The sequence below is a fragment of the Prochlorococcus sp. MIT 1323 genome, assembly GCF_047304905.1.
Taxonomy (GTDB): domain Bacteria; phylum Cyanobacteriota; class Cyanobacteriia; order PCC-6307; family Cyanobiaceae; genus Prochlorococcus; species Prochlorococcus marinus_D.
Genome location: NZ_CP138973.1, coordinates 943,584 through 969,187 on the forward strand (window position 1 = coordinate 943,584; position 25,604 = coordinate 969,187).

At 51.0% G+C, this 25,604-nt stretch carries 21 protein-coding genes; 8 read left to right on the forward strand and 13 right to left on the reverse strand.

Annotation, left to right across the window (positions count from 1 at the left end):
* Positions 1-33: 33 nt before the first annotated feature.
* Positions 34-1,680, forward strand: a complete 1,647-nt coding sequence (locus SIB68_RS04595; protein ID WP_063399265.1) for an ABC1 kinase family protein — start codon at positions 34-36, stop codon at positions 1,678-1,680.
* 282 nt (positions 1,681-1,962) lie between these two features.
* Here SIB68_RS04595 and SIB68_RS04600 read toward each other — a convergent pair whose 3' ends face one another.
* Positions 1,963-2,925 carry an RpoD/SigA family RNA polymerase sigma factor gene (locus tag SIB68_RS04600; protein WP_413681947.1) on the reverse strand — a complete coding sequence of 321 codons (963 nt, stop codon included), beginning with the start codon at positions 2,923-2,925 and terminating at the stop codon, positions 1,963-1,965.
* A 315-nt stretch (positions 2,926-3,240) separates the two neighbouring features.
* On the opposite strand from SIB68_RS04600, the gene SIB68_RS04605 reads away from it, so the two are divergent.
* The gene (locus SIB68_RS04605) at positions 3,241-3,975 is read left to right on the forward strand and encodes a pseudouridine synthase (RefSeq protein WP_063400345.1); all 735 of its coding nucleotides are present in this window, start codon (positions 3,241-3,243) and stop codon (positions 3,973-3,975) included.
* 33 nt (positions 3,976-4,008) lie between these two features.
* A complete protein-coding gene (locus SIB68_RS04610) occupies positions 4,009-4,938 on the forward strand; it encodes a helix-turn-helix domain-containing protein (protein ID WP_063400299.1) in 930 nt (309 codons plus the stop codon).
* Here SIB68_RS04610 and malQ read toward each other — a convergent pair.
* On the reverse strand, positions 4,860-6,425 hold the full coding sequence (gene malQ / locus SIB68_RS04615) for a 4-alpha-glucanotransferase (RefSeq protein WP_063400298.1): 1,566 nt from the start codon (positions 6,423-6,425) through the stop codon (positions 4,860-4,862). The two genes, SIB68_RS04610 and malQ, sit on opposite strands and share 79 nt — an antisense overlap.
* A gap of 182 nt (positions 6,426-6,607) precedes the next feature.
* On the opposite strand from malQ, the gene SIB68_RS04620 reads away from it, so the two are divergent.
* On the forward strand, positions 6,608-7,624 hold the full coding sequence (locus SIB68_RS04620) for an LCP family protein (RefSeq protein WP_413681949.1): 1,017 nt from the start codon (positions 6,608-6,610) through the stop codon (positions 7,622-7,624).
* A gap of 10 nt (positions 7,625-7,634) precedes the next feature.
* Here the strand turns inward: SIB68_RS04620 and SIB68_RS04625 are convergent, their stop codons facing one another.
* Complete coding sequence (locus SIB68_RS04625; protein WP_063400296.1) at positions 7,635-8,171, reverse strand: hypothetical protein; 537 nt, start codon at positions 8,169-8,171, stop codon at positions 7,635-7,637.
* Between the two features lie 86 nt (positions 8,172-8,257).
* On the opposite strand from SIB68_RS04625, the gene SIB68_RS04630 reads away from it, so the two are divergent.
* Positions 8,258-9,262 carry a ribose-phosphate pyrophosphokinase gene (locus tag SIB68_RS04630; protein ID WP_063400344.1) on the forward strand — a complete coding sequence of 335 codons (1,005 nt, stop codon included), beginning with the start codon at positions 8,258-8,260 and terminating at the stop codon, positions 9,260-9,262.
* Positions 9,263-10,120: 858 nt separating this feature from the next.
* Positions 10,121-10,660 (forward strand): hypothetical protein, encoded by a 540-nt coding sequence (locus SIB68_RS04635; protein WP_063400294.1) that lies wholly within the window; start codon positions 10,121-10,123, stop codon positions 10,658-10,660.
* On the opposite strand, the gene lipA is transcribed toward SIB68_RS04635, so the two are convergent.
* Together lipA and recR are read right to left on the reverse strand one after the other, a co-directional pair.
* Entirely contained in the window at positions 10,642-11,562 is a 921-nt protein-coding gene (gene lipA, locus SIB68_RS04640; RefSeq protein ID WP_063400293.1) for a lipoyl synthase, read from the reverse strand. The two genes, SIB68_RS04635 and lipA, sit on opposite strands and share 19 nt — an antisense overlap.
* A 4-nt stretch (positions 11,563-11,566) precedes the next feature.
* Positions 11,567-12,136, reverse strand: a complete 570-nt coding sequence (recR, locus tag SIB68_RS04645; protein ID WP_011130449.1) for a recombination mediator RecR — start codon at positions 12,134-12,136, stop codon at positions 11,567-11,569.
* Positions 12,137-12,273: 137 nt separating this feature from the next.
* On the opposite strand from recR, the gene psbP reads away from it, so the two are divergent.
* Positions 12,274-12,828, forward strand: coding sequence for a photosystem II reaction center PsbP (gene psbP, locus SIB68_RS04650; protein ID WP_063400343.1), 555 nt, complete (start codon positions 12,274-12,276; stop codon positions 12,826-12,828).
* Between the two features lie 199 nt (positions 12,829-13,027).
* Here the strand turns inward: psbP and SIB68_RS04655 are convergent, their stop codons facing one another.
* Together SIB68_RS04655 and SIB68_RS04660 are read right to left on the reverse strand one after the other, a co-directional pair.
* On the reverse strand, positions 13,028-13,924 hold the full coding sequence (locus SIB68_RS04655) for an LCP family protein (RefSeq protein WP_063400292.1): 897 nt from the start codon (positions 13,922-13,924) through the stop codon (positions 13,028-13,030).
* Positions 13,925-14,301: 377 nt separating this feature from the next.
* A complete protein-coding gene (locus SIB68_RS04660) occupies positions 14,302-16,104 on the reverse strand; it encodes an ABC transporter ATP-binding protein (RefSeq protein WP_063400291.1) in 1,803 nt (600 codons plus the stop codon).
* Between the two features lie 139 nt (positions 16,105-16,243).
* Between SIB68_RS04660 and SIB68_RS04665 the strand changes: the two genes are divergently transcribed.
* A complete protein-coding gene (locus tag SIB68_RS04665) occupies positions 16,244-16,444 on the forward strand; it encodes a hypothetical protein (protein ID WP_063400290.1) in 201 nt (66 codons plus the stop codon).
* A gap of 54 nt (positions 16,445-16,498) precedes the next feature.
* Here the strand turns inward: SIB68_RS04665 and SIB68_RS04670 are convergent, their stop codons facing one another.
* The 6 genes from SIB68_RS04670 to SIB68_RS04695 all read right to left on the reverse strand — a co-directional run bounded on the left by SIB68_RS04670 (position 16,499) and on the right by SIB68_RS04695 (position 25,459).
* A complete protein-coding gene (locus SIB68_RS04670) occupies positions 16,499-16,810 on the reverse strand; it encodes an RNA recognition motif domain-containing protein (RefSeq protein WP_063400342.1) in 312 nt (103 codons plus the stop codon).
* Between the two features lie 446 nt (positions 16,811-17,256).
* On the reverse strand, positions 17,257-17,484 hold the full coding sequence (locus tag SIB68_RS04675; protein WP_413681951.1) for a hypothetical protein: 228 nt from the start codon (positions 17,482-17,484) through the stop codon (positions 17,257-17,259).
* A 67-nt stretch (positions 17,485-17,551) separates the two neighbouring features.
* Entirely contained in the window at positions 17,552-19,402 is a 1,851-nt protein-coding gene (locus SIB68_RS04680) for a DEAD/DEAH box helicase (protein WP_063400341.1), read from the reverse strand.
* A 108-nt stretch (positions 19,403-19,510) separates the two neighbouring features.
* Positions 19,511-19,894, reverse strand: a complete 384-nt coding sequence (locus SIB68_RS04685) for a phosphomannose isomerase type II C-terminal cupin domain (protein ID WP_063400340.1) — start codon at positions 19,892-19,894, stop codon at positions 19,511-19,513.
* 13 nt (positions 19,895-19,907) lie between these two features.
* Positions 19,908-21,638, reverse strand: coding sequence for an ATP-dependent DNA helicase (locus SIB68_RS04690; RefSeq protein ID WP_063400288.1), 1,731 nt, complete (start codon positions 21,636-21,638; stop codon positions 19,908-19,910).
* On the reverse strand, positions 21,635-25,459 hold the full coding sequence (locus SIB68_RS04695) for a UvrD-helicase domain-containing protein (RefSeq protein WP_063400287.1): 3,825 nt from the start codon (positions 25,457-25,459) through the stop codon (positions 21,635-21,637). Before SIB68_RS04695 ends, SIB68_RS04690 begins: the two co-directional genes overlap by 4 nt.
* Positions 25,460-25,604 lie beyond the last annotated feature (145 nt).

The window sequence follows — 25,604 nt, forward strand, 5'->3', positions numbered from 1 at the left end:
CCATCGTCCGCTTCAGCATCCCGCAAAGCCCCGATGCGTTACGACGCGAATCATGATCTGCTCTGGTTGCTAGCCAGGCCCTGGGTGTGGATACCTCGATTCATTCATGTGCTCACCTCACTGCTCACACTGGCGGTGAGAGTGCTGTCTCAGGGCTCTAACAACGACGAAGAGGCACAAAAAAGGCTCGCAAAAAAACTGCTCATCACCCTCACCAACCTCGGGCCTTGCTTTATCAAGGTGGGCCAAGCCCTTTCCACCCGACCAGACCTAATCAAGCGTGAATGGCTCGAGGAACTCACCAGCCTCCAAGACAATTTGCCCGCCTTCAACCATGCCACGGCCCTCGCCACGTTGGCAGAAGATCTTGGGGCTCCAGCTAGTCAACTCTTTGAAGAGTTTCCTAGCCAACCAATTGCTGCAGCCAGCCTGGGCCAGGTCTACAAAGCTCGCCTACACGGCAATCAATGGGTAGCCGTGAAAGTACAACGTCCTCAACTGGCGTTCATCTTGCGCCGCGATCTCGTCATTATCCGCCTGCTCGGCGTGCTGTCAGCACCAGTGCTCCCGCTCAACCTGGGCTTTGGACTAGGCAACATCATTGATGAATTCGGTCGCAGCCTATTTGAGGAGATTGATTACGAACAAGAGGCTAACAATGCTGAACGATTTGCGGCTCTTTTCGCCAAAGACCCAACGGTGACGGTCCCAAGGGTGGAGCGATTGCTGTCATCCCGTCGTGTACTAACCACAAGCTGGATCGAGGGCACGAAGCTACGAGACCGCAAGGAGTTAAAAGCCCAACTTCTTAATCCAACAGCACTGATCAGGACGGCCGTCATCAGCGGTCTTCAACAACTTTTTGAGTTCGGCTATTTCCATGCTGATCCACACCCAGGCAACATTTTTGCCCTCAGTGGTCAAAGTAAAAGGATGGGCCATCTTGCCTACTGCGATTTCGGCATGATGGATTCAATTAGTGATGACGATCGTCTCACTCTTACTGGAGCAGTAGTTCACCTAATCAACAACGATTTTAATGCGCTAGCCAAAGACTTTCAAAAGCTTGGCTTCCTTAGCCTAACCAGTGATCTAACGACAATCATACCGGCACTAGAAGAAGTACTTGGTGGCTCTCTTGGTGAATCAGTGGAGTCCTTCAACTTCAAGGCAATCACCGATCGTTTCTCAGAACTGATGTTCGATTATCCCTTCAGAGTCCCGGCGAGATTTGCCTTGATCATCCGAGCAGTTGTTAGTCAAGAAGGTCTTGCATTAAGGCTAGATCCAGAGTTCAAGATTATTGGTATTGCCTACCCATATGTGGCCAAACGTCTACTAGCAGGAGACTCAATGGAGATGCGAGAGAAACTGATGGAGGTGATTTTCGATAATAATGGGCACCTACGTCTGGAGCGAATTGAAAGTTTGCTGAAAGTGATAAGCCAAGACGCTGTAGCACCAGATGCAGAACTAATCCCTGTTGCAGGAGCAGGCCTAAAACTGCTACTTGGCCCAGATGGAACCACTTTGCGTAGTCGTCTACTGATGACATTGATCAAAGATGAGCGTTTAAGCGCATCTGATATCAAGGCCTTAATGAGCCTGCTAAGGCGAACCTTCAGCCCTCGCAAGGTCGCAAATGGCATGTTGCAAACCCTTACTCCACGAACCACCTAAACATGGGCATAAAGAATAAGAATCGCCAGGGGAAAAGAAACTACTCCACAATACAAGTTTCTGCCATTCTTCAATGCTCTGATCCCACAATAGCTATCTATCGATTGGCACGAAGATTTAGCAATAATCCAACCAAATTCTATTCATACCATGCTGAACAGGCGATAACAAAGGGAAGAGAATATGCAACTGATACGGACGAGAGTTAGGATAAATTAATCCAGGAATAATCCCTAAACCTTAGTTTTGGTTGTCGACTCTCATAAAACTAAAAAGCAAGTTTTAAACCGCCATATAAGCCTCAAGTTCAAACGAAGAGGTTCGCATCAACGCCAAGCCTTCCCTCTCCAGACGGCGTGTTCGATCGCGACTCATTCCTAAAGTCTTAGCAATCCCGGTGAGGTTCATCGGCTCGCCTCCGTCGATTCCATAACGCATCCGCAGCACACGACCCTGCAGCTCGGGCAACTTTTCTAGCAAGGTACGTAAATCGCCTTTCATGCAATCCACTTCCACCTTCTCACTCGGTAACTCCTCTTCCCCAGCAAGCAACTCAAGCAACTCCGTTTCATCCCCATCTCCCACCTTCATCTCCAAACTCATCGGCTGACGGGCACGGCACATCAGATCCTTCACCTCCTCCTCGGGCAACTCCACAAATTCTGCAAGTTCGCTCACTGTTGGCGTGCGCCCCATCTCCTGACTTAACTCTCGCTGGCCTTTCTTGAGCTTGTTCAGCATCTCCGTGATGTGGATCGGCAGACGGATCGTCCGGCTCTTCTCCGCAATCGCACGCGTGATCCCCTGACGAATCCACCAATACGCATAGGTCGAAAACTTGTAGCCACGGGTTGGGTCGAACTTCTCCACTCCCCTCACCAAGCCGATCGTTCCCTCTTGGATCAAATCAAGCAGCTCCATATTCCGTTTGGTGTACTTCTTGGCAACACTCACCACTAAGCGCAGGTTCGCAGACACCATCCGCTCCTTCGCACGTCGTCCGCTCTGCAACTTCTTCTTGAGCTGCAACGCACTCAATCCAGCTGCCTTCGCTAGCTCTTTATGACTCGCTGGCTCACCTGTTTGACCTTCCAGTTCAGACTCCAACTGCTCTAAAGACATCAACTCCTGCACCTGACGACCCAGCGTGATCTCCTGCTCATGGCTCAGTAGCGGCACTCGACCGATATCGCGCAGGTATGAACGCACCAGGTCGACATCTGAAAGCACCGCCAAGGGAGCCATACTGAATAACGAAACAACCAGGTTTCCTAATTTACCATCGTTTGCCAAGAGCAAATCAATGCCTTGCGGACGAATTCCACTCCATTGCCAAAATAAAGAAGGCTTTAAAAACGAGAATTAACGTTTTATCTTCAAGAGCCATCAATAGAGACAGTCTGTTGATGCGCCAAGCACTTGCAAATCCTTATCTATAATGATGCCCTCGAAAACCTCACCACATCTTCCAAAACACTCTTCCAACTATTAAATGCTTGGAGATGGATATGGTGTAGCTGGGTCTCGGCGCCCGCTGAAAGCCATGCTGAAAACATTGGCATGAAGCAACAAAGACTGCAGAAGCTGATTGCAGCGTCAGGACTCTGCTCCCGACGCCATGCAGAGCAACTCCTCCTGCAAGAGCGGGTAACGTTGAATGGCCATCTTGCCAAGCTTGGCGACAAGGCCGATCCAGAGCTTGACAAAATCTCTGTAGATGGGCGTGTGCTCAATTCCAACACCGAAACAAGAGTGTTGCTTTTCAACAAACCTGCGGGGGTGATCACTAGTTGTCATGATCCCCACGGGCGAGTGACTGTATTCAGCCTGCTGCCCGACAAACTACGCAAGGGTCTTCATCCTGTAGGCAGACTTGATGCCGATAGCCGAGGAGCTCTGCTAATCACCAACCAAGGAGAGCTCACGCTGCGATTGACCCATCCACGCTATGCACATGACAAGACTTACCAAGTCTTGGTGGAAGGTAAACCCTCAGCCCTAGTACTCTCAAGCTGGCGGCATGGCGTCATGCTTGATGGGAAAACAACCTTGCCCGCTGAACTAGAGCTTTTGCAATCACACCCAAGTCAAAGCCTTTTGAAGGTGGTTCTAAGGGAAGGCCGCAACCGACAAATCCGTCGCGTAGCCGAACAACTAGGTCACCCCGTATTAGACCTTCAACGCACTGCGATTGCAAATGTTGCCCTAGACGCATTACCAGAAGGGTGCTGGCGTGCTCTGAACGAGAGAGAATGGACTCCCCTACTGAAAATCACCAAGCCCTCAATGTGTTGATGAGCTTGATAAAGCCATCCAATTGAAACGCCGATGCGACTAAACCTTCCATGGCAAAAATCAAGATCTGAAGTCGAAACCAGACAAGATCCACAACAGATATTCCAGAGCTCATTACTGGAAGCTGGTCGTCAACTCAGAGAGCGTCGCGAACAGTGTGGAATGAGCCTGCGTGATTTAGCTGAAGAAACACGAATCACTACCCCAGTTCTAGAAGCAATTGAACGGGGGTGGGTCAAACGACTACCAGAGCCAGCCTATCTGTGCTCAATGCTTCCGCTGCTGGAGCAGCATCTTGAACTAGCCCCAGGCAGCCTCAACGGGGCCATGCCAGAACGCAATGCTAGGAACCAAACTCATTCCAACAGGGGCCTAACGCGATTCACCCCCGGCAGCATCGATGTCTTCACCACCTGGCAAGGGAGTGTGATTTATGGCGTGGTCATGCTCAGCAGCCTCTTGGCCCTCAATCACCAGCAAAAGCATCTTGCTGCACTCAACAGTCAAACCCTCTCGCCAATCACAGTCAGCCTTGAATCCCTTGCTGATCAACACTCAAGCGAGACATCCAACCCCGCCCTTTATGGCCTAAGACCCCTGGAAGAAGCACAAAAACGATCTCCAGAACAATGGCTCAACGCAACCCTTATCCAGCACCAAGCTCAGGGTGAGATAGGTCTACTGGAGATCAATCTCAGTCAGCCACGTATGCTCAAAATCAACAGCGCTGGGAAAGATCTCACAAATCTCAGAGAAGCTCAGGGGACACTCACTCTTCAATTGCGGCCACCCCTCCTACTAGAGATCAAGCCTCCAGCTGCTCCTGAGGACAGCGTCATTTGGAAGGGCCAGGCGCATACTCACGAACCCAATCATCCTGGGATTTACCGACTCGCAGATGCCGTCAGCAAACCGGCTGCCGATTCAAGCGAACGTCCCCAGACAGCTCCTCTCTCGCCATAGCCTCTCAGGGCTCCATCAAGAGCTGAATCAAAGCAAGGCAACCGCCAACACCAATTTCCCTCGACAGTGCCAGGGGTGTTGAAACGAGCTACATCATCTAAATGAAGCAAATCCTGCACAGGGGTCATCACTAAACACGCCTCTGTCGCTAGGCCCAGCTCCAGCAACTGCCAACCAGGGGCATGAACTACACCCTTCAATCGATCTGCGACCCGCTCACGGATGTCGAGATCAAGCTGCTGCCACCAACCCAGCGTAGTTGGATTGTCGTGAGTGCCTGTATAAACCACCCAGTGATGACCCTTAATATTTTCAGGTAGATAGGGATTACTGGGATTGCCATCAAAAGCAAACTGGAGAATTTTCATTCCAGGCAGACCAAATTGGTCTCGTAGCTCTTCCACATCAGGGGTAATCACTCCCAGATCTTCTGCAACCAGTGGCAAGATGCCACCAGCATCACGCCTTAGCCGCTTCAATAGAGCTGCACCTGGAGAAGACCGCCACTCCCCGTGCTCCGCTGTCGTATCGGATCCAGGAACTGCCCAATAAGACGCAAGCGCCCTGAAATGGTCGAGACGTAAGAGATCCACCTGTTGCCATTGACGCACAAAGCGGCTACGCCACCAATGGAATCCACTGCAGCGATGCCGCCACCAGCGATAAACAGGCGTGCCCCAGAGTTGTCCTGTACTGGAGAAATAATCAGGGGGAACACCACTTTGGATCTCAAGCTCCCCTCCTTGAAAGATCGAAAACAGGCCCTGATGACTCCAGACATCAGCGCTATCGCGCGCAACATAGAAAGGCAGATCACCAAACAACAAAACGCCAAGCTCGCCTGCTAGATGTCTCAGTGCTTGCCACTGCCGATCAAGCTGCCATTGCAGCAAACGATGTTCAAGCAGAGCCTCCTGATGATGACCTTTCCAAGCATTGAGAGCCCTACGTTGATGAGCTGCCAAGTCTTCCGGCCATTCCCACCAAGGGAGGCCTTGATGCTGACGACGGAGCTCCATAAATAAAACATGGTCCTCAAGCCAGAGCTGCTTGCCACACCAACTCTCAAAGGCAAGATGATGGTCTCTAGCCTGCTCTGACCAAGCCTCCCTTAAGGCTATGCCAAGTCGCTGACTTCGAAGGTCAGCCAGAGCAAAATCAACCGATGCGCAAGGCTTCTGGATAGGAACTGTTCCTGGTAACTCACTAAGAGCGGATGCGAACAGGAAATCCTCATCAACAAGATCATCGGCATCTAGCAACCAAGGGTTAAGAGCAAAGCTTGAAGGGGAGCTGTAGGGAGACCCTGTCGCATCAGGAGGAGCCAAAGGCAACAACTGCCACACGCCGATGTCATGGCGAGCAAGTGATTGCAACCAAGCCCTTGAAGGAGCACCGAAACTGCCGCAAACTGGACTTGCAGGCAGTGCTGTGGGATGAAGTAACACCCCGGTCGTGCGGACTAACGCTGAGCTGCCCTCAACCATCAAAAAACACCAGAAAATAAAAACAACAGTGGAATCTGATCGAAGTCAGCATCTAGATCAGCCATTAGCACCAATCAATCTTGGAAGGACTTAGGCCGGGTCGTTACATACTCGCAAGATGCCTTGTCAGCAGTCTCGGTTAGTCCAAAAGCCATTGGACTTTTAACCCTAAGGAGCTGTAGTTGAGCAAGACTGTGATGCCGCTGTCCTCAACACAGTTGATGCCTACACAAGATTCAGGCAGAACGCGAACGCCATCGAGCGTGGGTAACTGGATGGGGAAATATCCAGGCCGTACCTTGCTACGCCTAGCTGCGACCTTGGGTGGTCTTTGGCTGGCAAGCACGGCCCTGGGGCTGCTCTGGCCGGAGCCAGATCAAGTCGCCAAAGGCGATCCATCAGTGGACAAAGCAACCTCCCTAGCGCCGCTTCCCAAAGAACCAATCATCATCTTGTTAGTGGGCATTGATTCGGACCAACTGAACGATCTCACAAACCAAGCTGCACCGATGGGTTCAGCCAATGCAGACAGCCTGATGCTCGTGAAGGTAGCGGCCAAGCAACCTGTTGAAGTTCTTCAGCTGCCGATTGAACTCGCTGTGACCCTGCCTGGAAGCAATGGGATGCAACCACTAGCGTCAAGTTACAGGCGGGGGGGTATTGCCCTTACCGCCGATGTGATTGCGGAAATCCTCGGCCTTACAAAAGGACAACCCCACCGCTTTGTGGTGATCCCCCGCAAAGCTCTAAGAGTCCTTGTAGATGGACTCGGAACTGTGGAGGTCAACCTCAACGCGCCTTTTAAACACAAAGACAATGCCCAGAACTATTCGGTGGACTTGCAAGCAGGGCGGCAGAGCCTCAATGGAAACGAGGTAGAACAATTGGTTCGCTACCGAGCTGGTCCTGAAGAAGAAAGCGGTCGGCGTCAAAGGCAACAATGGATCCTGAACGGTCTGTCTAGACAATTGCGACAGCCGAACACCCTCGCAAAACTTCCCAAACTTCTGAAAGAGTTTTCAAAAGAAGTGCAAACCGATTTAACCCCACGTGAGTTGTTAAGCCTTACGGCAGCGGCTCTTAGCAACAATCAATTCCCAATCCTCAGCGAGTTACCTCTAGCCCCACGAGCCGGTGAACAAACCCTGCGGCAACTCAAGACAAGCCACCCCATGCCGCTCTGGCCGCAGGGCAACTAATAGGGCCTCATCAATCGGACGACAGCAACAGCCGTCGACGCAATTGCACCACGACCTCCTCCAAAGAGGGCCCCTGCTGCAAGCAGCCCCCATTAGGGACTGCTGACAAAGCTGAGGGATCATCTGGAAGCAAACCGAACCACGGCAAACCATCAGAGCGGCGAAGGCTGAGGTCCCATGGGCCACCCAATTGCAGAGCCCCAATCAGAGGAACATCGAGGGCCGCACAGAGCGCTACATAAGCAGGAGCCACTCCAGGGATCTCCCCGGATGGCAAAGGCGAGACCATCAAAATGGTGGGCTGGCGCCATGCTCCCAGAGCCTCCAGCCAGCTACCACCATCTGGATGAAGCATGGCTGGATCACCACTCAGTCGCACCATTCCCCCCTCCGGAGGCAACAAACCAAGAACCTGATGGGGATTTTCAGAGCAGCGATGATGGCGTAACTCCCCTCCCCAAGCGCTAGCCAAAAGCAAGCAACCAGACCGCATCCGACCATCAGAGAGGGGGCCTGCACCAACCAGAAAAGGGATGGGAGCAATCATCAGGCGACCCTACATAGAGAAGAAGTTGAGATGAGAGCCTTTGCAGCACTAGCATCGGAGTACAGCTGATATTGCTCGCTGGCGACGTGACGAGTTTTCTGACCGCAGCCCGTACCGAACAAGAGAGCATCAGCTATGACATGCAGCGTCTGCGCTTGTTCAGCGGCACCTCAAATCCAGCTCTTGCAAGAGAGATTGCGGCCTACCTAGGTGTTCCCGATGGTCCAAGGATCTGCAAACGGTTCGCAGATGGTGAGCTCTATGTACAAATCCAGGAATCGATCCGAGGTTGTGACGTCTTCCTGATTCAGCCCACCTGCGCGCCAGTGAACGACAATTTGATGGAGCTGCTGATCATGGTTGATGCCTGTCAGCGCGCCTCTGCCAGGCAGATCACGGCTGTAGTTCCCTACTACGGCTATGCAAGAGCCGACCGCAAAACAGCTGGCCGCGAGTCAATCACTGCCAAGCTCACCGCAAACCTGCTGGTGAAATCTGGCGTGAACAGAGTCCTGGCCATGGACCTGCATTCCGCCCAAATCCAGGGCTACTTTGATATCCCTTGCGATCACATCTACGGCTCACCAGTCCTGGTTGATTACCTCGCAGCACAAGAACTTAACGAAGTCGTGGTGGTGTCTCCAGATGTGGGAGGAGTCGCACGAGCCCGAGCCTTTGCGAAACAAATGAGGGATGCGCCACTGGCAATTATTGATAAGCGCCGATCAGGTCACAACGTTGCCGAAAGTCTCACAGTGATCGGCGATGTAGCTGGAAAAACAGCCATCCTGATCGACGACATGATCGACACTGGGGGAACCATTTGCTCAGGAGCTCGTCTTCTTCGACAAGAAGGGGCTAAACGGGTGATTGCCTGTGCCTCCCATGCCGTGTTTTCGCCCCCCGCCTGCGAACGATTATCCGAAGAAGGCTTATTCGAACAAGTCTTGGTTACCAACAGCATTCCCATCGCTGCGGAACGACGCTTCCCTCAATTGCAGGTACTTTCAGTGGCCAATATGCTTGGCGAAGCGATTTGGCGCATCCATGAGGAAAGCTCTGTGAGCTCAATGTTTAGAGGAAAACCCTGAGATTAAGTCTAAAATTAGCTGCTAAGCAATAGAGATGACTCTTCTTAGAGCAGCTCATCAATGTTTTAGGCACTAAAATCGAAGAAAAATCAATAAGCCTTAACCCTCTAGGCCTTTTCAATTAATCCCAACTTGCTTGCCTTTTAAATGCTTCATTATTAGGGCAAAGGCATTTCAACTAAGCAAGACCTTAAGACCTATTCACAAGACCATTGCTTACCGATAAAAGTGTGGCGAAAGAAGAAAATCAAACAGACTCTTGAGAAACCTTCTATAAACACTGCAGAACAGCCTAACTATTCGTTTCCACAACCTGCAATTCAAAGCCATCAAAAGAAACTGGCTTGACTTGACTAGGGATAAGCTACGCAATGAAAATGTTAGGCATTGCCATTTCACGCTCATTACTCAAGCAACCTTGATAATTTCCATCACTTACCTAAATACATCTGATTTCTTTCCAAAAGATCGTTTACATTTAGAGTTTTAATAGACAGTTGATAAGCCTAAAATGAGATTAGCGAAAACAAAACTCCATGCTTACACTAACCTGCTGCCTGGCGAAATGATATGCTGATACTGTATACATAGAGCGCTGGCTTGCTTTGAGAAGATGATGGCTCTGAGCATATATTGCAGTTAAATGCTGCTCTATTATCCTGAACTTAGCAATGATGTTATCAAGAGCCACTAAATCAACTTCTGCCGGAAAAAATCCGCCAATTAACAAAGGCAGGCAGCAGAGAGTAGAAGCTGAATTTCATCTTGAATTCTACGATTACTGTGATCAGCTTGCCATTCGTAACTAGGATGTATTGCCTTGACTCGTCAAAAATTTGTCACTCTCATTCCCTTGTCATGACTCAACTAAGTCTAATTGAGTTAGAAAAGCAGGCCTCTGATGCCGGCCTGCTCTTGAGGCTGCAGGTGAGAAGACCACTCAATCTCTGGTCCTTAAAATTAGTCGTCGCACAAGCTCTCGATGAGGAACGTATACAACTTTGGGGTGAGATGAAGGCTTGGGCCTATGCAGGCGAGAAGGGATTACAGCTCGACACAATGCGTGTTCATCCTGAAGCACCCGCCGGAATAGGGGATCTCATCTGGGTTGGCACCATGACCTGGGCACTTGAAGCCACTCCTTGCAAACAGGCTCGACTACTGGCAATTTGTGATGAAGGGCGCCAGCACAATCGCTTAATTCGTTATTTCCGGCAACGTGGATTTCTTACTATCCGAGAGCTAGGAGCAGCCCCAATGGATTTCCCACTCAGGATGATCTGGGGGGGAGCCGGAGCGTTAATGGTTGGAAGCTGCAGTGAGGTGCTGGAACGTAATCAGCGTCGTTGGCAAACCTGCCGGGGATTGGATCGCAGAGATCATTCTTCACCAGCGTGATAACTACTACGCACTAGAGGCCCACTACGCACCTGAGCAAATCCAAGCTTGCGAGCAACTTCAGCCAAGTTCTTGAAATCCTCGGGATGCCAATAACGATGCACCGGAATATGTGCCAATGAAGGGCGCAGATACTGACCCAATGTGACCCGTTGACAGTCAACAGAACGGAGATCCTCAAGAGTCTGAATCACCTCTTCTTGCTCTTCTCCTAGTCCCAACATCAAGCCTGATTTGGTAGGGATGTTGGGAGCAAGTTCCCGCGCTGCAGCCAGCAGATTGAGAGAATGGCGATACGTAGCTCCCCGTCGAACCTTGCTCTGAAGCCTTTCAACGGTTTCGAGGTTGTGGTTGAAACAAACTGGTGCAGCCATGAGCAACTGCGTGAGCCGTTCTCTCTGAGCCTCTAACGCCTTGGCCAGATCAGCGAATCCGCCCCAAAAATCCGGCGTCAGCACTTCTATCTCAATAAGAGGATTGCGCTGGCGAATGGCCGCCATGGTCTCAGTAAAAATACTCACACCATGGTCAGGCAAATCATCCCTTGCTACTGAAGTAAGAACCACATAACGAAGACCCATCTGCTGCACCGCATCTGCAACTCGCTCTGCCTCGAGTGGATCGATTGCCTGAGGAGATTGGCCTTTCATGACCTGGCAGAAAGCACAACTACGCGTACAGATCGATCCGCCCAGGAGAAAAGTTGCTGTGCCGGCTGCGTAACACTCGCCGCGATTGGGACAATGCCCTTCCTCGCAAATGGTGTGAAGCTGATTCCCCTTTACCAGCTGCTGCATCTGCTCCAATTGGGAGACGCTGCCGATGGGGCGCCGCAACCATTCCGGAAGGCGCTCCGTAGGCAAAATGGAGCTGTATTGGGTTGGGCGATGGGTGGAAGACATTGCTTTATTGCATCGCTCGACGCCCTTCAAGCGCACGAGTCAGGGTGACTTCGTCCGCATACTCCAACTCACTACCAACAGGAAGGCCGTAGGCGATTCGACTCACTTGAGTAAACGGCTTTAATAACCGTGCCAAGTAAAGGCTAGTGGTGTCACCTTCCACACTGGGAGTGAGAGCGAGAATGACCTCGCTAATGCCATCACGATCAACGCGTTGAATCAAGCTGGGGATCTGCAGCATGTCCGGCCCGATACCATCCATTGGTGAGATCAGTCCGCCGAGGACGTGGTAACGGCCCTTATATTCCCTGGTTCTTTCGAGAGCTAACAGATCTCGGGAATCAGCCACCACACAAAGCAATTGATCGCATCGCTTGCCATCACGGCAAATGTCGCAAAGAGGCTCCGCGCTGAGATGAAAACAGGTCTGACATTGACCCACTTGAGAACGGGCCGCGAGGAGTGCATCAGCAAAAGCGCGGATTTGATCTTCTGGTTGTCTCAACAGATGCAGGGCAAGTCTCTGGGCAGTTCGTGGCCCAATCCCAGGCAGACGCTCGAACTGGTCGATCAAGCGAGCCAGGGGTCGAGTAAAGCCGCTCAGGGGTCCGCCGCAGATACTGAGAATCTTGGCAGTTCACCAGGTGGCAATTGTTGATCAAGCCAAGACCGTACGCCGGCAGAATGGTCAGCAAGTCCGGTTCTGTTCCAATGCTTGAACTTGTGCGAACCATTTCACGTGTGGGTTTCGCTTGTGCGCTTGTGATGTTGCTCGCTGCCTGCAGTGGTTCATATGCAGGCATGAACTCCTTCCAGAGCCCGGATGGTCGTTATGCATTCCTTTATCCCAATGGATGGAGCCGTGTGAGCATGAATGGAGGGCCTCAGGTGGTATTTCACGACTTAATCAACAGCGACGAAACACTAAGTTTGGCTGTTTCGAAAGTTGACGAAAAGGGAGATCTGCAAACCCTAGGGAGTCCAATCGCAATTGGGGAACGTTTAAGCCGTGAAGTGATTGCACCTCAAGGCAGTGGGCGAGAGGCTGAGTTAGTAGACGCCAATCAGCGTGAAGTAGGAGGACACATCTTTTACGATTTGGAGTATACCGTTCATCTTGAAGATCGAGAACGCCATGAGCTAGCAACAGTGGTCGTTGATCGGGGGCGTTTATATACATTAGCAGCAAGCACTAACGAGTTTAGATGGAATAAAGTCAAGGGGCTGTTCGAAGAGGTAATCACATCATTTACATTCTTAATCTGATCATTAAAGGCCGTAAAAGAAAACACACCATAGCAATAATTATTACTCAAGGCTAATAAATTGGATGCAAAATCCAACTTCTAGTCTTTATTGCTATTTCTTGCATATCATGGAGTTGAAGCTGAACAAACACTTCATAGCAAATTTCCCATTAAAAGCTCAAGGAAAATGATTGAGTTTTGATCTGCCACCGATCGATTTAAAATAGGAATCGGTAAAGTGAGCCATTGGCTTCCGCAGCATCTGGCCATTCAGTGTCTAGGTAACTGATGCCATTACTAAAGAATGGCGTAGCTGCTAGCCGCGTTGTTTCAAGTTCAGTGGTACCCATTGCTGTCATTAAACCTCCAAGCTCCAAAGGCCCCATATCTGTCTTGATGTTACGGCCTGCAGCACTTATCAATGCTGGCAGTCGAATAAGATTCTCAGCTCGAGTTAGCGTACTAAAGAGACTCTTGAGAACTAGTTGTTGACGACCCAGACGACCAAAGTCGCCTTCACCATCATGGCGCCACCGCAAAAACCCCTCGAGATCTTTACCTTTCAAGACCTGAGGGCCAGCTTGAAGATCAATATAAAGACCCTGGGATTGATCTTGGTAATAAAGACGCTTAGGCACATCAACCTCAATGCCTCCCAATAAGTCTGCAATAGTTCTGATTCCTTCAAGATTAACAAGGATGTGATGGCTAATGGGACGATGCATCAGCCGAGTTAACTCACTTTTTACCGCCTCGATACCACCATATGCATACAAAGCATTAACTTTCATTGGCCCAAAATTACGCGAATTAATATAACTATCACGTGGAATCTGGGTGATTCTTGTTTCGCCCCCCGCAACTCGAATTGTGAAGATCACATCAGTGTTACCACGTCCTGCATCCATGCCTAGCACCACCACATCACGATTACCAAAGCCCTGCCAAGCATTAAAGGGATTGCTAATCGGGAAAAGGGGAGCGGTTGTGCCTGCAGTCTTTTGCGTGAGTGATCGACTGAGTGGAATTGAAAGGAACAGGCCTGCGATCAAGCCCACGCCAATGGCAGTGGTCATAGAACGCCAACCAGAACTGCCTTGATGCTTGGGAGTCATATCACCATCTTAGAGCCCTTTAGATTTTTCTCTAATAAAAGTAGCCTGCCGCTTTAAACACCACTCTAGCCAGTGCTCAATTGTGTTGGACATCTAGCTGAACATCTAGAGTTAATCATAAGCTCAATTTGAATTGCTAACTGTTGCTTGCTTCAAGATCTTTAATCAGTGCAAAGAAGATACTGCTTTTATTTCTCAGCAGAAGAAGCGAAAACTTACAAAAAATCAAGCCTCTTCTTGGCAACCTATGTCGACAAGACAACCAGATGAGCTATATTGAAACTGATTAACAACGAGACAATTATGCCATATGGATATTGTGCTAATCAGAAGATATCTCACAAATATGATAGACCAAAGACTCGGCAAGGGTTGATTCAGGCCAACAGCAATTCGTCAGCACGTAACCCAGCCTGAACTCGCCAGAGATCCCTATAGATACCTGATTGCTTCAAAAGTGAATCGTGAGTACCTTGCTCGACAATATTACCTTGATCCATAACAATAATCTGATCTGCATGCCTCACCGTACTAAGACGATGAGCAATCACAACAGTGGTTCGGTTTTTGGTGATATGCATCAATGAACGTTGAATCGCTGCTTCTGTCTCATTATCAACGGCAGCGGTGGCTTCATCCAAGATCAGAATCGGTGCCTGCTTGAGAATTGCCCTAGCCAGGGCAATTCGTTGACGCTGACCACCAGAGAGACGTTGCCCACGTTCACCCACCAACGTATTGAAACCATGCGGGAGGGCTTTAATAAACTCTGAGGCTTCAGCCAAATCTGCCGCATCATCAATTGTTTCCTGAGTTGTCTCGGGACTGCCATACGCAATGTTTTCAGAAACTGTTCCATGAAATAAATAAACTTCTTGACTGACCAGTGCGATTGAACGACGTAGATCCCTTAACTTGAGCATGTCAATCGGCTGTCCATCCAGAAGAATCCGTCCAGAGCTGAGTGGATAAAGCCTCAGCAAGAGTTTCACCAGGGTGCTTTTTCCTGACCCTGTAGCTCCCACAATGCCGATCGTGCAGCCAGCGGGAATATCAAGATTAAAGTGAGTTAGAAGAGGAGCACGGCCTTGGTAATGGAAGCCCACATCCTCAAAGCACAAAGCGCCCCGCACTCGTGCTGTTATCAACGGCTGTGATCCTTCAACGATGGTAATCGGAGTATCGATCAAATCCAGCACACGATTGGTGGAGGCCATTGAACGCTGATATTCATCAAGTGTGCGGCCAAGTGTTGTAAGAGGCCACAGCAAGCGTTGTGTAATAAAAACGAGCACGCTGTAAAGCCCAACAGCCATTTGCCCCTTCCATGCCTGAAGGCCTCCGATCACCAAGATGGCCAAAAAGGCAAACAAAATCGCAAAGCGAATCAGAGGAATGAAGGCTGCTGAAAGTTTGATTGCCTGCTTATTGCTGCAGCGATAGGCCTCACTGCGATAGCGAATTTGCTCTAGTTCCCAGGCTTCTGTAGCGAAACTCTTGATTGTGAACATCCCACCGAGGTTGTTGCTGAGATGAGCAGCCAGCTCACCAGCTTTATCTCTGACCTCGCGGTAACGCGGAGCCAACCGCCGCTGAAATTGAATTGATCCCCATAAGATCACTGGGATAGGCAAAAAGGCGAACAAGGCAACGCCTGGAGCGACGAACACCATCGCCCCACCTACCAACAGCACAGTTGTAATCAACTGCAAGATCTGATTGGCCCCGTAGTCGAGAAATCGTTCTAATTGGTTGATGTCGTCATTAAGAACAGCCATCAGCCGCCCACTGCTATCTGCCTCGAAAAACGCCATCTCCAAATTCTGGAGGTGGTTATAGGCCTTCAGGCGAAGATTGTGTTGAGTTGTCTGGGCGAGATTGCGCCACAACACACCATAAAGATATTCAAAGAAGGATTCAGCACTCCAGATCAGAAAGGAGAGCAACGCAAGAAATCCCAATTGGCTAGGGACAGTGCTAAAGCCAAGATTCGCCAACCAGGAGGTCTGCTCGTGTACGACGACGTCAATGGCCAAACCGATGAGTACCGGTGGGGCGAGATCAAACAATTTGTTGAGAATGGAGCAAGTGGTTGCCGCAAGAATCAGGCGCCGATGAGGCTTAAGGCTGCTGAGCAGCCTTCTCAGGGGACTTGCAGTGCGCCGAACGCGAGAATCCATAAACCTTGGGCACTACCTTCATTCAAGCGCTACAAGGTTTCGGATCAAAACATTGAGCTGAAACCTTGCTAAGCAATCCCGTCTGAACTGTTCATTTGGCCTGAAAGGGGGTAGAACTTAAAGACTTGAAGGAGGTTCGATGATCCGTTCGAGAGCGTTCAATCGATTCCATCGCTTCACCGCAAAGAAACGCAGGCTCAGCCTTCGAGCAGCGGTTCCAAATCTGCAAAACGACATTCGTTCTGGCAATGAAGCGGTTAACCACCGCGAAGAGCTCCACCAACGGGCTTGGCAAAAGGATCTAATGCTCGAATTAATCGATCCAGAAGAAACTTATTAAGACGAATAAGGCCACCCACAGGGTGGCCTTATTGAAAGGGCTAAGGCTACTGATTTACCAGCGGTTGCCGCCACCGCCACCGCCACCGCCGTATCCACCACGGCCACCACCGCCACCTGTGCGTTCACGTGGTGTTGCTTTATTCACGCGAATCATTCGCCCCATCCATTCAACGTCCTGAAGATCGTCAATCGCTTTTTGTTCGTCTGCATCGTTTGTCATCTCAACGAAGGCAAAACCACGCTTGCGCCCCGTCTCTCGATCGAGAGGGAGGCTGCATGTCTTGACTTCGCCATATTGGCTGAACAGGTCGAGCAAGTCCTCCTGTTCCGCCTGGAAAGAGAGGTTGCCTATGTAAATGGTCATTCCTAAAAGGACCGATGGGATTTGATCAGTGAAGCCTTGGTCCGAAAAGGAAAGTCCTTGAATGCTGGAGCTGGAAAGCCGAAGCCTAGGGAGCGAGCCGTTTGGGGCCGGTGAGCTGATGCTGATGCTCACCTAAGTTACAGGGGAGCGAGTCAGAAGCTCTCAAAAAGCCAAAAGACATACAAACAAACTGTTGTCTGGCGACAAAATCAGGCGATTGTCAAAAGTGGCCAATCACGAGCTCTAGAGTGGATTGTCCTTCTTCTCAATCTTGGTTGCAGCTGCGATGGTGTGCTGAACCAAGGGAATCATCAGAATCGGCCTAACATTCTTATCAACAGAACAGAACTATTGAGGAAGTACCGTTCGTATTGATCAGAATGACTGAGATTCTTGATCTAAATCGCTTTCAGGCCAATATTCAGATCAATACATTAAAAGGAGGTTTAAATGTCGTAGTGGGCACCTGCCTTGGCTTCGCATTTGGACTGAGCTGAACTGATGAATTCCCCGGCATTCACCTGATCTAGGAAACATTGACAGGTGAACTGGCCCATCCCTGCAGGGGGCGTCTTACCTGCATTGGCCATAGCTGCGTTAAAACCCAGCAAACACATTGTGGTAATAGCGTTTTCATCCTCGCTGCTTTGAGCTAAACCATCAGCCGTAGACATAGCAAAAAGGACACTGCTCAGACTGATAGATAGGCAGATTCGCTGCAAAAGAGCCATCGACGCTGAATTAAGAAGCACGCTGGATATGCAACTCTCGATTCATCACCTTGAGACGTTTTAGATCTTTAAAAACATCCTCAGGCATTCCTTTGGGAAGATCCACAAGACTGTGCGACTCAAAAATCTGAATGCGACCAATCATCCGTCCTTCTAGCCCGGATTCATTGGCGATGGCACCAACCAGATTGCCAGGCTTAACACGATCGCGATGACCGACTTCCACACGAAAGCGCTCCATGTGATCTTCCGGCGGTCTCGATGAACGCTCAGGCCTTCGGCCAGAGCCTCCACGACTTTCGTGACGATCGTTGCGACGGTTTCGCTGAGTTGATTGCTGCAACCAACCCTCATCAGCCTGCACCAAGATTGGGCCTGGGCCAACAGCAAGCTCTAATGCTGCTAGAGCCAATTGCTCTGGACTGAGGCTGAGCTCCTGCACAACACGCTGGATTAGCTCCTGGAGAAGGGCTGTCTCCTCGGAGTTATCTCTCTCCGTCTTAGCGGCAGTGGTGAGACGTTGACGAAGGCGATCAAGACGACTCTGGTTAATCGCTGCATTGTTGGGGATATCCATCGGTTCGATGGGTTGACCTACAGCACGTTCAAAGCCGCCCACAAAGCGACGTTCCCTAGGGTTCACGAACAAAATAGCCTCTCCACTGCGGCCAGCCCGGCCGGTACGCCCGATGCGATGCACATAGGCTTCGCTATCAAAGGGGATGTCGTAGTTGATCACCAGGCTGATGCGATCGACATCTAGACCTCGAGCGGCAACATCAGTAGCAACCAAGATATTCACGCTGCCTTTGCGCAAACGTTCAACCGTTCGTTCCCGTTGGTTTTGAGGGACATCCCCGTTCAGTACGGCAACATCGTGTCCAGCGGCTTCCAGTGCCTCAGCAACGGTGAGAGTGATCACCTTGGTGCGGGCAAAAATAATCACTCCCTCACCAGTGAAAGCCTCAAGAACCCTTCTAAGGGCTTCAAGTTTGTGGCTGTTCTGGAGAGTGATACATCGCTGACGGATGAGACGAGCCTCCTGATCACGGCTCTTGATCGTGATCTCTGCTGGTTCGTGTAGGTATCGCTTCGAAAGTCGACGGATCTCTGATGGCATCGTTGCCGAAAACAACACCATCTGGCGCTCCTCAGGCAACTGCTCCAGGATCCATTCGACATCATCGATGAAACCCATACGCAGCATTTCATCGGCTTCGTCAAGCACCAAACACCTCAAACCAGAGGTGTCGAGAGTGCCCTGCCGCATGTGATCCATCAAGCGGCCCGGGGTGCCTACCACGACATCCACGCCACGCTTGAGGGTATTGATCTGAGAGCGGAAATCGGCTCCGCCATAAACCGCCAAAACTTTGAGATGCGGATGGCCAACGGCATAAGCACGGAACGAATCCGCGACCTGCATCGCCAACTCCCGGGTCGGGGCCAGCACCAACACTTGGGGACGACTGCCATGATCATGAAGCCGCTCGATCAGGGGCAATGCAAAAGCGGCTGTTTTGCCTGTTCCAGTCTGAGCCTGACCAACTAGATCACGACCCAGCATCAATTCTGGAATAGCAGCTTTCTGAATTGGGGAGGGTTGCTTATAACCCTTTTCTGCAAGGGTCTTGAGCAACGGCTCGCTAAAGCCAAAACAATCGAATTCGGAAACTAACTCTGTCGCTTCAGTCTCTTCACAGGCCTCAGCGGCTACTGCGACCGAGCCATCCCCTGAATTGTTTTGATTGGTGGCCTCAGCCTCAGTCGTCAAACCATCATCCGAGCTCGTTGAAGAGATCTCAGACGCACTCTTTTCAGGGGAACACGAGACATCCTCGTGCGCTTTTGTATGGGTCATTGATAGAAGGCGTTGTCTGCCTGATTGATCCTTTAAATCAGGCAGACAACGCCCCATACGCGGATACCCGCGTTGTGCTGCCTCGCCTTTTCTTCAAAGGTTGATTGCCTAACTTATCACCCGTCCGTAGTCATCCTCGAGGCGTTCAATATCTGATTCCTGCAATAGCTGACCATGCTGAACCTCAATGACCACTAAATCGCTTTGGCCTCCACGAGCTCGGTGAAGCACTCCCAGAGGGATATACAAGGTGGTGCCAGCTTGAGCATTGTGCCAAGTGTTTTTACAGAAAAGCTGCCCCTGGCCTGAGACCACAGTCCAATTTTCACTGCGATGTTGATGGCGCTGAAGGCTGAGCTGTTGACCGGCAAAGACCAAAAAACGCTTGACCTTATAACCCTCTCCTTCGAGCAGATCTTCATACCAACCCCAAGGACGCTCAACTCTGTGGGGGGGCTTGCTCATGCCTCTGCTAGCAGTTGCGTTCAGCATGGCGGCGTCAGCCTCAGCCGTCACTACGAGCAGATGGCATTGCAGTAATGAGATCCACTCGCTGTCGCGCGCGAGTGATAGCAGTGTAGAGAAGTTTCCTCTCGAAGCGAGAAGCGCTCTCACAACCATCAGCGCTGGTAGCAGACACAGCTGTGATTTCCGGCCAGAGAAGAATGACATGATCAGCCTCACTCCCCTGAGACTTATGAACCGTAAGAGCCAAAGCTGGCTCCACCACGCTCAATCGGGCCGGGTGGATGAAGCGTGTGGTCAGCCCTCCCTGCTCAGAGATCACGCGAAACAGGATGCGGAGATTGTCTCCTTGACCAACCACCAAGCCAACGTCACCGTTTGCTAGCCCCAGTTCCGCTTGGTTCTCGCAACACATCACCGGCGTTCCCAACGGCCAGCGCATCACTCCAGCCTCAAGGCTTTGACCCAACAATGCGCGATGCACATGATCGACTCCCCAAAAACCACGACGTTTCGGACAAAGCACCATCAACCGCTCGAGAGAATCCAGCAAAGACTCAGCTGCAACGGCAAGATTGGTGTTGAGCATGGTTGAGGTATAAGCATCATCTGGCAGCTCGAGCATCAGTTCGGCAGTGAGTCGTTGCAGTGTTCTGCTGTGCTCCTGCAAGTGCTGAACTAAAAAGCTTGGCATGCTGCTGAGGTTGCATTGATGCTGCTCAACATTCGCTGATTTGGGCAGAAGAGAAAGTTGTTGCCAAAAAGCAGACAGGCCCTGATCACACAGAACTCTGCTCAACGTTGCTAGTGAACCGCGGTTGCGATAGAGCTGATGCAGATGAATGGCACCATGATTGAACTGTTGGCGGATATCCGCCTGTTGGAGTTGATGCCAAACCGCTCCACTACCAACTGGAGGCAACTGATCGGGATCACCAATCATTACAAGCTGACTATCAACAGGAAGAGCGTTTAATAACGCCTGCATCAGGGTGAGATCTACCATCGACATCTCATCAATAACGAGGAGATCAAGCATTAGCGGGTGTTGTTGATGCCTAGCAAACCCACCAGGCCTGGCCTGAAGCCAGCGGTGAAGGGTGCTACAAGGCAGGCTGGTCAATGCCTGCCGCTGGGGGGGAGAGATTGTCTCAAGCCCCTTGCGAACAGCCTCCTCTAGGCGTCTTGCTGCTTTGCCTGTGGGAGCAGCAAGACCAATCTTCAGGCCTGGTCTCAACGTGACTGCCCGCGCCAACATTTGCACGATGGTGCTGGTTTTGCCCGTACCCGGACCGCCACTCAACAACACCACGCCATGGTGATCAATGGCTTCTACGGCAGCCTGCTGTTCAGGGTTAAGCCCATCCAACAAAGCAGGATGTTGCGATGGTGTGATGCAGATTGAAGTCGGTTGATCAACATTTGACCTGTTGATCAACTCCTTGATCACAACGTCCATGTCACCATGCCAACGACGCCAACTCAATTGATTGCCGTTTAAAACCATCGGAGACGCCGCGCCTTCCAGCCAGCCACTAGCCAGCAGGGCCTGGTAATGAGCCTCAGGCCATCCCATCGCTTTGAGTTCTTGAGGGGGAGACACCGCAGTGAGGTTCAGCTGCAGCTCACCGCGGGCTAATGCATCCATCAAGGCGTTGACCAAATCCTCGAGATGAATTGATGAGGCCTTGGGCGGGAAACGCCTCAACAACGTTTGATGCAGTGCTCTGGGAAAGCCTGATGGCCAAGTGGATAAATCGCTGCGAGTCATTGTCCTCCGTTCTTAAGCAAGCGATCCAAAAGCAAAACCCGCTCCAATGGTGCGGGCTCCACAATCAAGCCAGGCACTGGTTTAGTAAAGGAGCGACCGTTGATGGCCTTAGCACCTGGAACACCTCTAAGAAAAACGTAGACGTATCCACCTAGATGGCGCTGTGGTTCGTAACTTGGCAACCGCCAACGCAGAAAACGATGGAGCGCGACCAAATATAGATGGGCTTGAAGAGGGTAATGATGAAGGAGCATCTGCTGCTCCATTGCGGAGTCGTCGTAATGGAGCGGACCACAAGCGACAGCCTGCCCCTCTGGATCACGCCGACCGATCCAGTTGCTTTTCCAATCAGCAACCCACCAACGAGCTTCTAAAGATTCTTCTGAATCGGTGAACACAAGATCAATCGAACCGGTAAGAAAACCACGACTGCAAACATTGAGACCTTTAATCATTTCGGCATAGGGCAAGCCAAAGCGAGCCAATGGATTCAGATGAAAAACACTGGCTAGATCAAACGAACGCAACACCTTGCCCTGATGAGCAATTGGCAAATCGAAGCTGAGTTCATGAATGCGACGTTGACCATGCAGTTGATTCAGTCGCAAGCCTCCCAGGGAACCACCAATTGGAGTACTCAACACCCTGTCAAGACCATCCTGAACTGAGGCGAGCAGAGTGATGTCAAGGCCTGCGCGTCGTAGCTCTTCTTCAATCACGATGACGGCATTCGGATCTTGCAATGGCTTGCAAAAATCCAGTCGTTCAAGAATCCGGTGTAAGCAATCCCCTGCTGCTGCACCACGAGGGAATTGCCGCAGAGGGCCCTGGTCAGACCAGTTCAACGTTGGAGTTGAGCGAGAGGCATCAGCAATCGCACTCTGATCTTGAAGTTTGAGCATGGGTTCAAGCTTCTGCTGATCGCTATCTCGACCTTCTTCCAACTCCAAAGGATCAGCAGGAGCACTGCCGTCATAAGTGTGTGTAGCAGACACCCAAGCGGAATAACTACTGCGACCCCAAGACAGATCAAGGCGCCGTTGCGGTGTTGGGCCAAGAGCTAACTCACCTTGAAGCGACGGCGGTTGCCAGCGCTGTTGCATCGATTTCAGCTGAGCCGGAACAACAGTGATCGGCAACTGCTGGCGATCAAGCCAAGCACTCATTCGTTCTGGCGTGAGATCCTGCATCGCTGCATCGATGGCATCAACACCAAACAGCCAAGCGCTGAGGGGATTGCCTTCCTGTTTGGCGCCCCGAGCCCAAATCAACATCAACAGAGAGCAGGCTCTAGTGATCGCCACATAAGCAAGACGTTCGGATTCCTGCAGGGATGCTTGATGAGCCTGCTGTGAAAGCTGCCATCCTTTCCCCCAGCCGGTGTTGAGTGCTACACACCAACGCGACTCTGAGCCGGATCTCCACAGGGGGCCTTGGGGGAGGGAGGGGGCTTGCCAGAGGTAGGGACAAATCACAACGGGATATTCCATCCCCTTGCTGCGATGCACTGTGACCACAGCAACCGCACTCTCGGCTACATCACTGTGAGGTTGTCGAACCTCTGGAACCGGATCAACAGGTTGTAGTCGTTGGCGACGCAACCAATCAGCTGCAGTAGACGCATCCAAGCCTTGGCGATGAATCACCTCCTGTACAAGCTGCGCACATTGATATAAGTCGCCTAAAAGGCGTCCGCGTTCTGAGAGATCAGCCATTGTGCGACCTTCAAGTAACTCCGCTAGGCAGCCCATAAGACCAAGGCGGGGAAGATTAATGGCCCAATTCCTGAAGCGAAGGGCTAATTGATCGAGCTCACCATTGCATTCAGCATGAGCGAGCTGCTCTGTATTCCATTGCATCAGAGCTGAACAGGCCACAAGCTTCAAACTGCTGCTGTGGGAGGGTCTGGCCAAACAATCCAGAAAACGTTGTAAGACCTGGGCCGCTTCACTGGTGAGAACATCCCACTGGCTAACAAGCCGAGTGGGCACTGCAGCGACAGCAAGGCCCTGGCGAATGCTGGCTGCCTGTCGATGACGACCAACAAGTATGCAGATATCAGAAGGGCTGAAGTTGTATGAATCACTCTGAAGCAGATCCAAAACAGCATGGGCAACAGCGGTTGGGATCTGTTCTTCCAGGTTGGTTTTAGATGTCAATGGAGCAGGTTGCGCGCCTTTTTGATGAGTAGCGTCATCAAGATTGAGCAGTTGAAGTGGGTGCACACCAAGGGGCAAAGGCTTTGGTGTTGCTCCACTACAAGCAGTCAAAGATGGAACATTTAGTTTTGAACGCCTCAAACCTGGAGCCATCAAGTGGTTCAAGCCATCAAGCAATGGAGTCGTTGTACGGAAGTTATCAAGTAAGGCGTCGATGCGATCAACCTTTGAACGTGCATGCATGTAGGTGTTGAGATCACCACCACGAAATCGATAAATCGCCTGCTTAGGGTCACCCACCATCAACAGAAGATGGTCAGGACTATGTGCAAAGGCTCCTTCAAGCAGACGCCATTGCACAGGATCCGTATCTTGAAACTCGTCAATCAGCGCGACGCGATAACGCTGTCGTAACGCCTCAAGCCATGGTGCTTGTTGATCAGCATGGCTTTGAGCGATGGTCTCAGATTGAGGCTTGGGATCCAGTGCAGAGAGAAGCTCTGCGTAGCTCATCACACCACGCTGCCTGCGGCGCTCAGCTAACGCAGAGAGCCCCCAATGCAAGGCATGATTCCACACCTGTTCAGCAGGGCCATCACAAAGATCAGCAATTGATCTCTGCAATGCAGGCATCAGAGGATTGGGATTTTCTTCGCCGCAACGCCGAGCAACAGTGCAAACAACAGCTGGATGAAAGTAATCCGTGAGCAAGGATTGATCACGGATCGCTGCGTAGCCAGGAGTAAAAGGCTGATCAGAATGTTGTGGTTGTTGGGAGAAAGCTTCAAGCCAGTGATTGAGGATGGCGAAACGATCTTTTTTGGGTTTAGGGCTAAAGGGTTTTGTATCTTTAGCGCCCAGAGATCGCCAATCAGCAGCGCGGCTCGATAAAGCGATATCCAATTCAGAGCCGTGTCGATGCCAGTGATCAACAAACTGTTGCCAGCACTGCTGAAGGTAGGCATCGAACTGGCTACCTAGCGGTTGTGAAGCCTGCAGATTGCTGGGGTGAGTTTCGAGAGCCAAGCTGGGATCGCTATCGAGCTTGAGCAACGCCTTGGCCAAGTTCTCAACGCTCAAGCCAGCATGCAGAAGTCCGCGTAGATGCTGGGCATCGAGAGCTAAGACCTGTTGCTGCCAATACTCATGAACAACTTCTTGAACAAGTTGTTGTCCTGAGTCATCCAGGCGTGGGTCCATGACAGCACCACTCTCAAGAGCCTGACGCCGCAAGGTACGCCTGCAGAAGCCATGGATGGTGGTGATATCAGCCAGATCAAGGCTCTCCAGTGCTACCAAGAGGGAGGAGATCCATTGATGCCGTTGAGAACCATCGTGGCATTTGCGCTGGAGCCATTGTTCGAGAACAAGGTCAGGCGGCTTCTCAGTGACGCCCAGATCGAGGGCTTCAAGACCTTCAAGAGCATCCTCAAGGCGTTTGCCGATGCGAGAGCGCAGCTCTGCTGCTGCAGCTTCAGTGAAGGTCACCACCAACAGTTCACTCATTTGGTGGCCGCCTTCAGTGAGCAGGCGTAAAACCAGATGTGCAAGAGCAAAAGTCTTGCCTGTTCCTGCACTCGCTTCAAGAAGACAAACACCTGGTTGAAGGGGATAGTCGTTCAACTGAAGTATTTGCTCTGCTTGAAGACCTGAAACAGTCATTTAGCTTGGAAGTCGCCGATCAAGGAGCTGGTTAAACATGATGTATCAACATCTAAGATATTCAAGCAAGAGTATAAAGGCGATTAAAAGAAAAATCGAAATATAAAAACTGTCAAATTTCTAAACTGGAACAAACATATTGCAG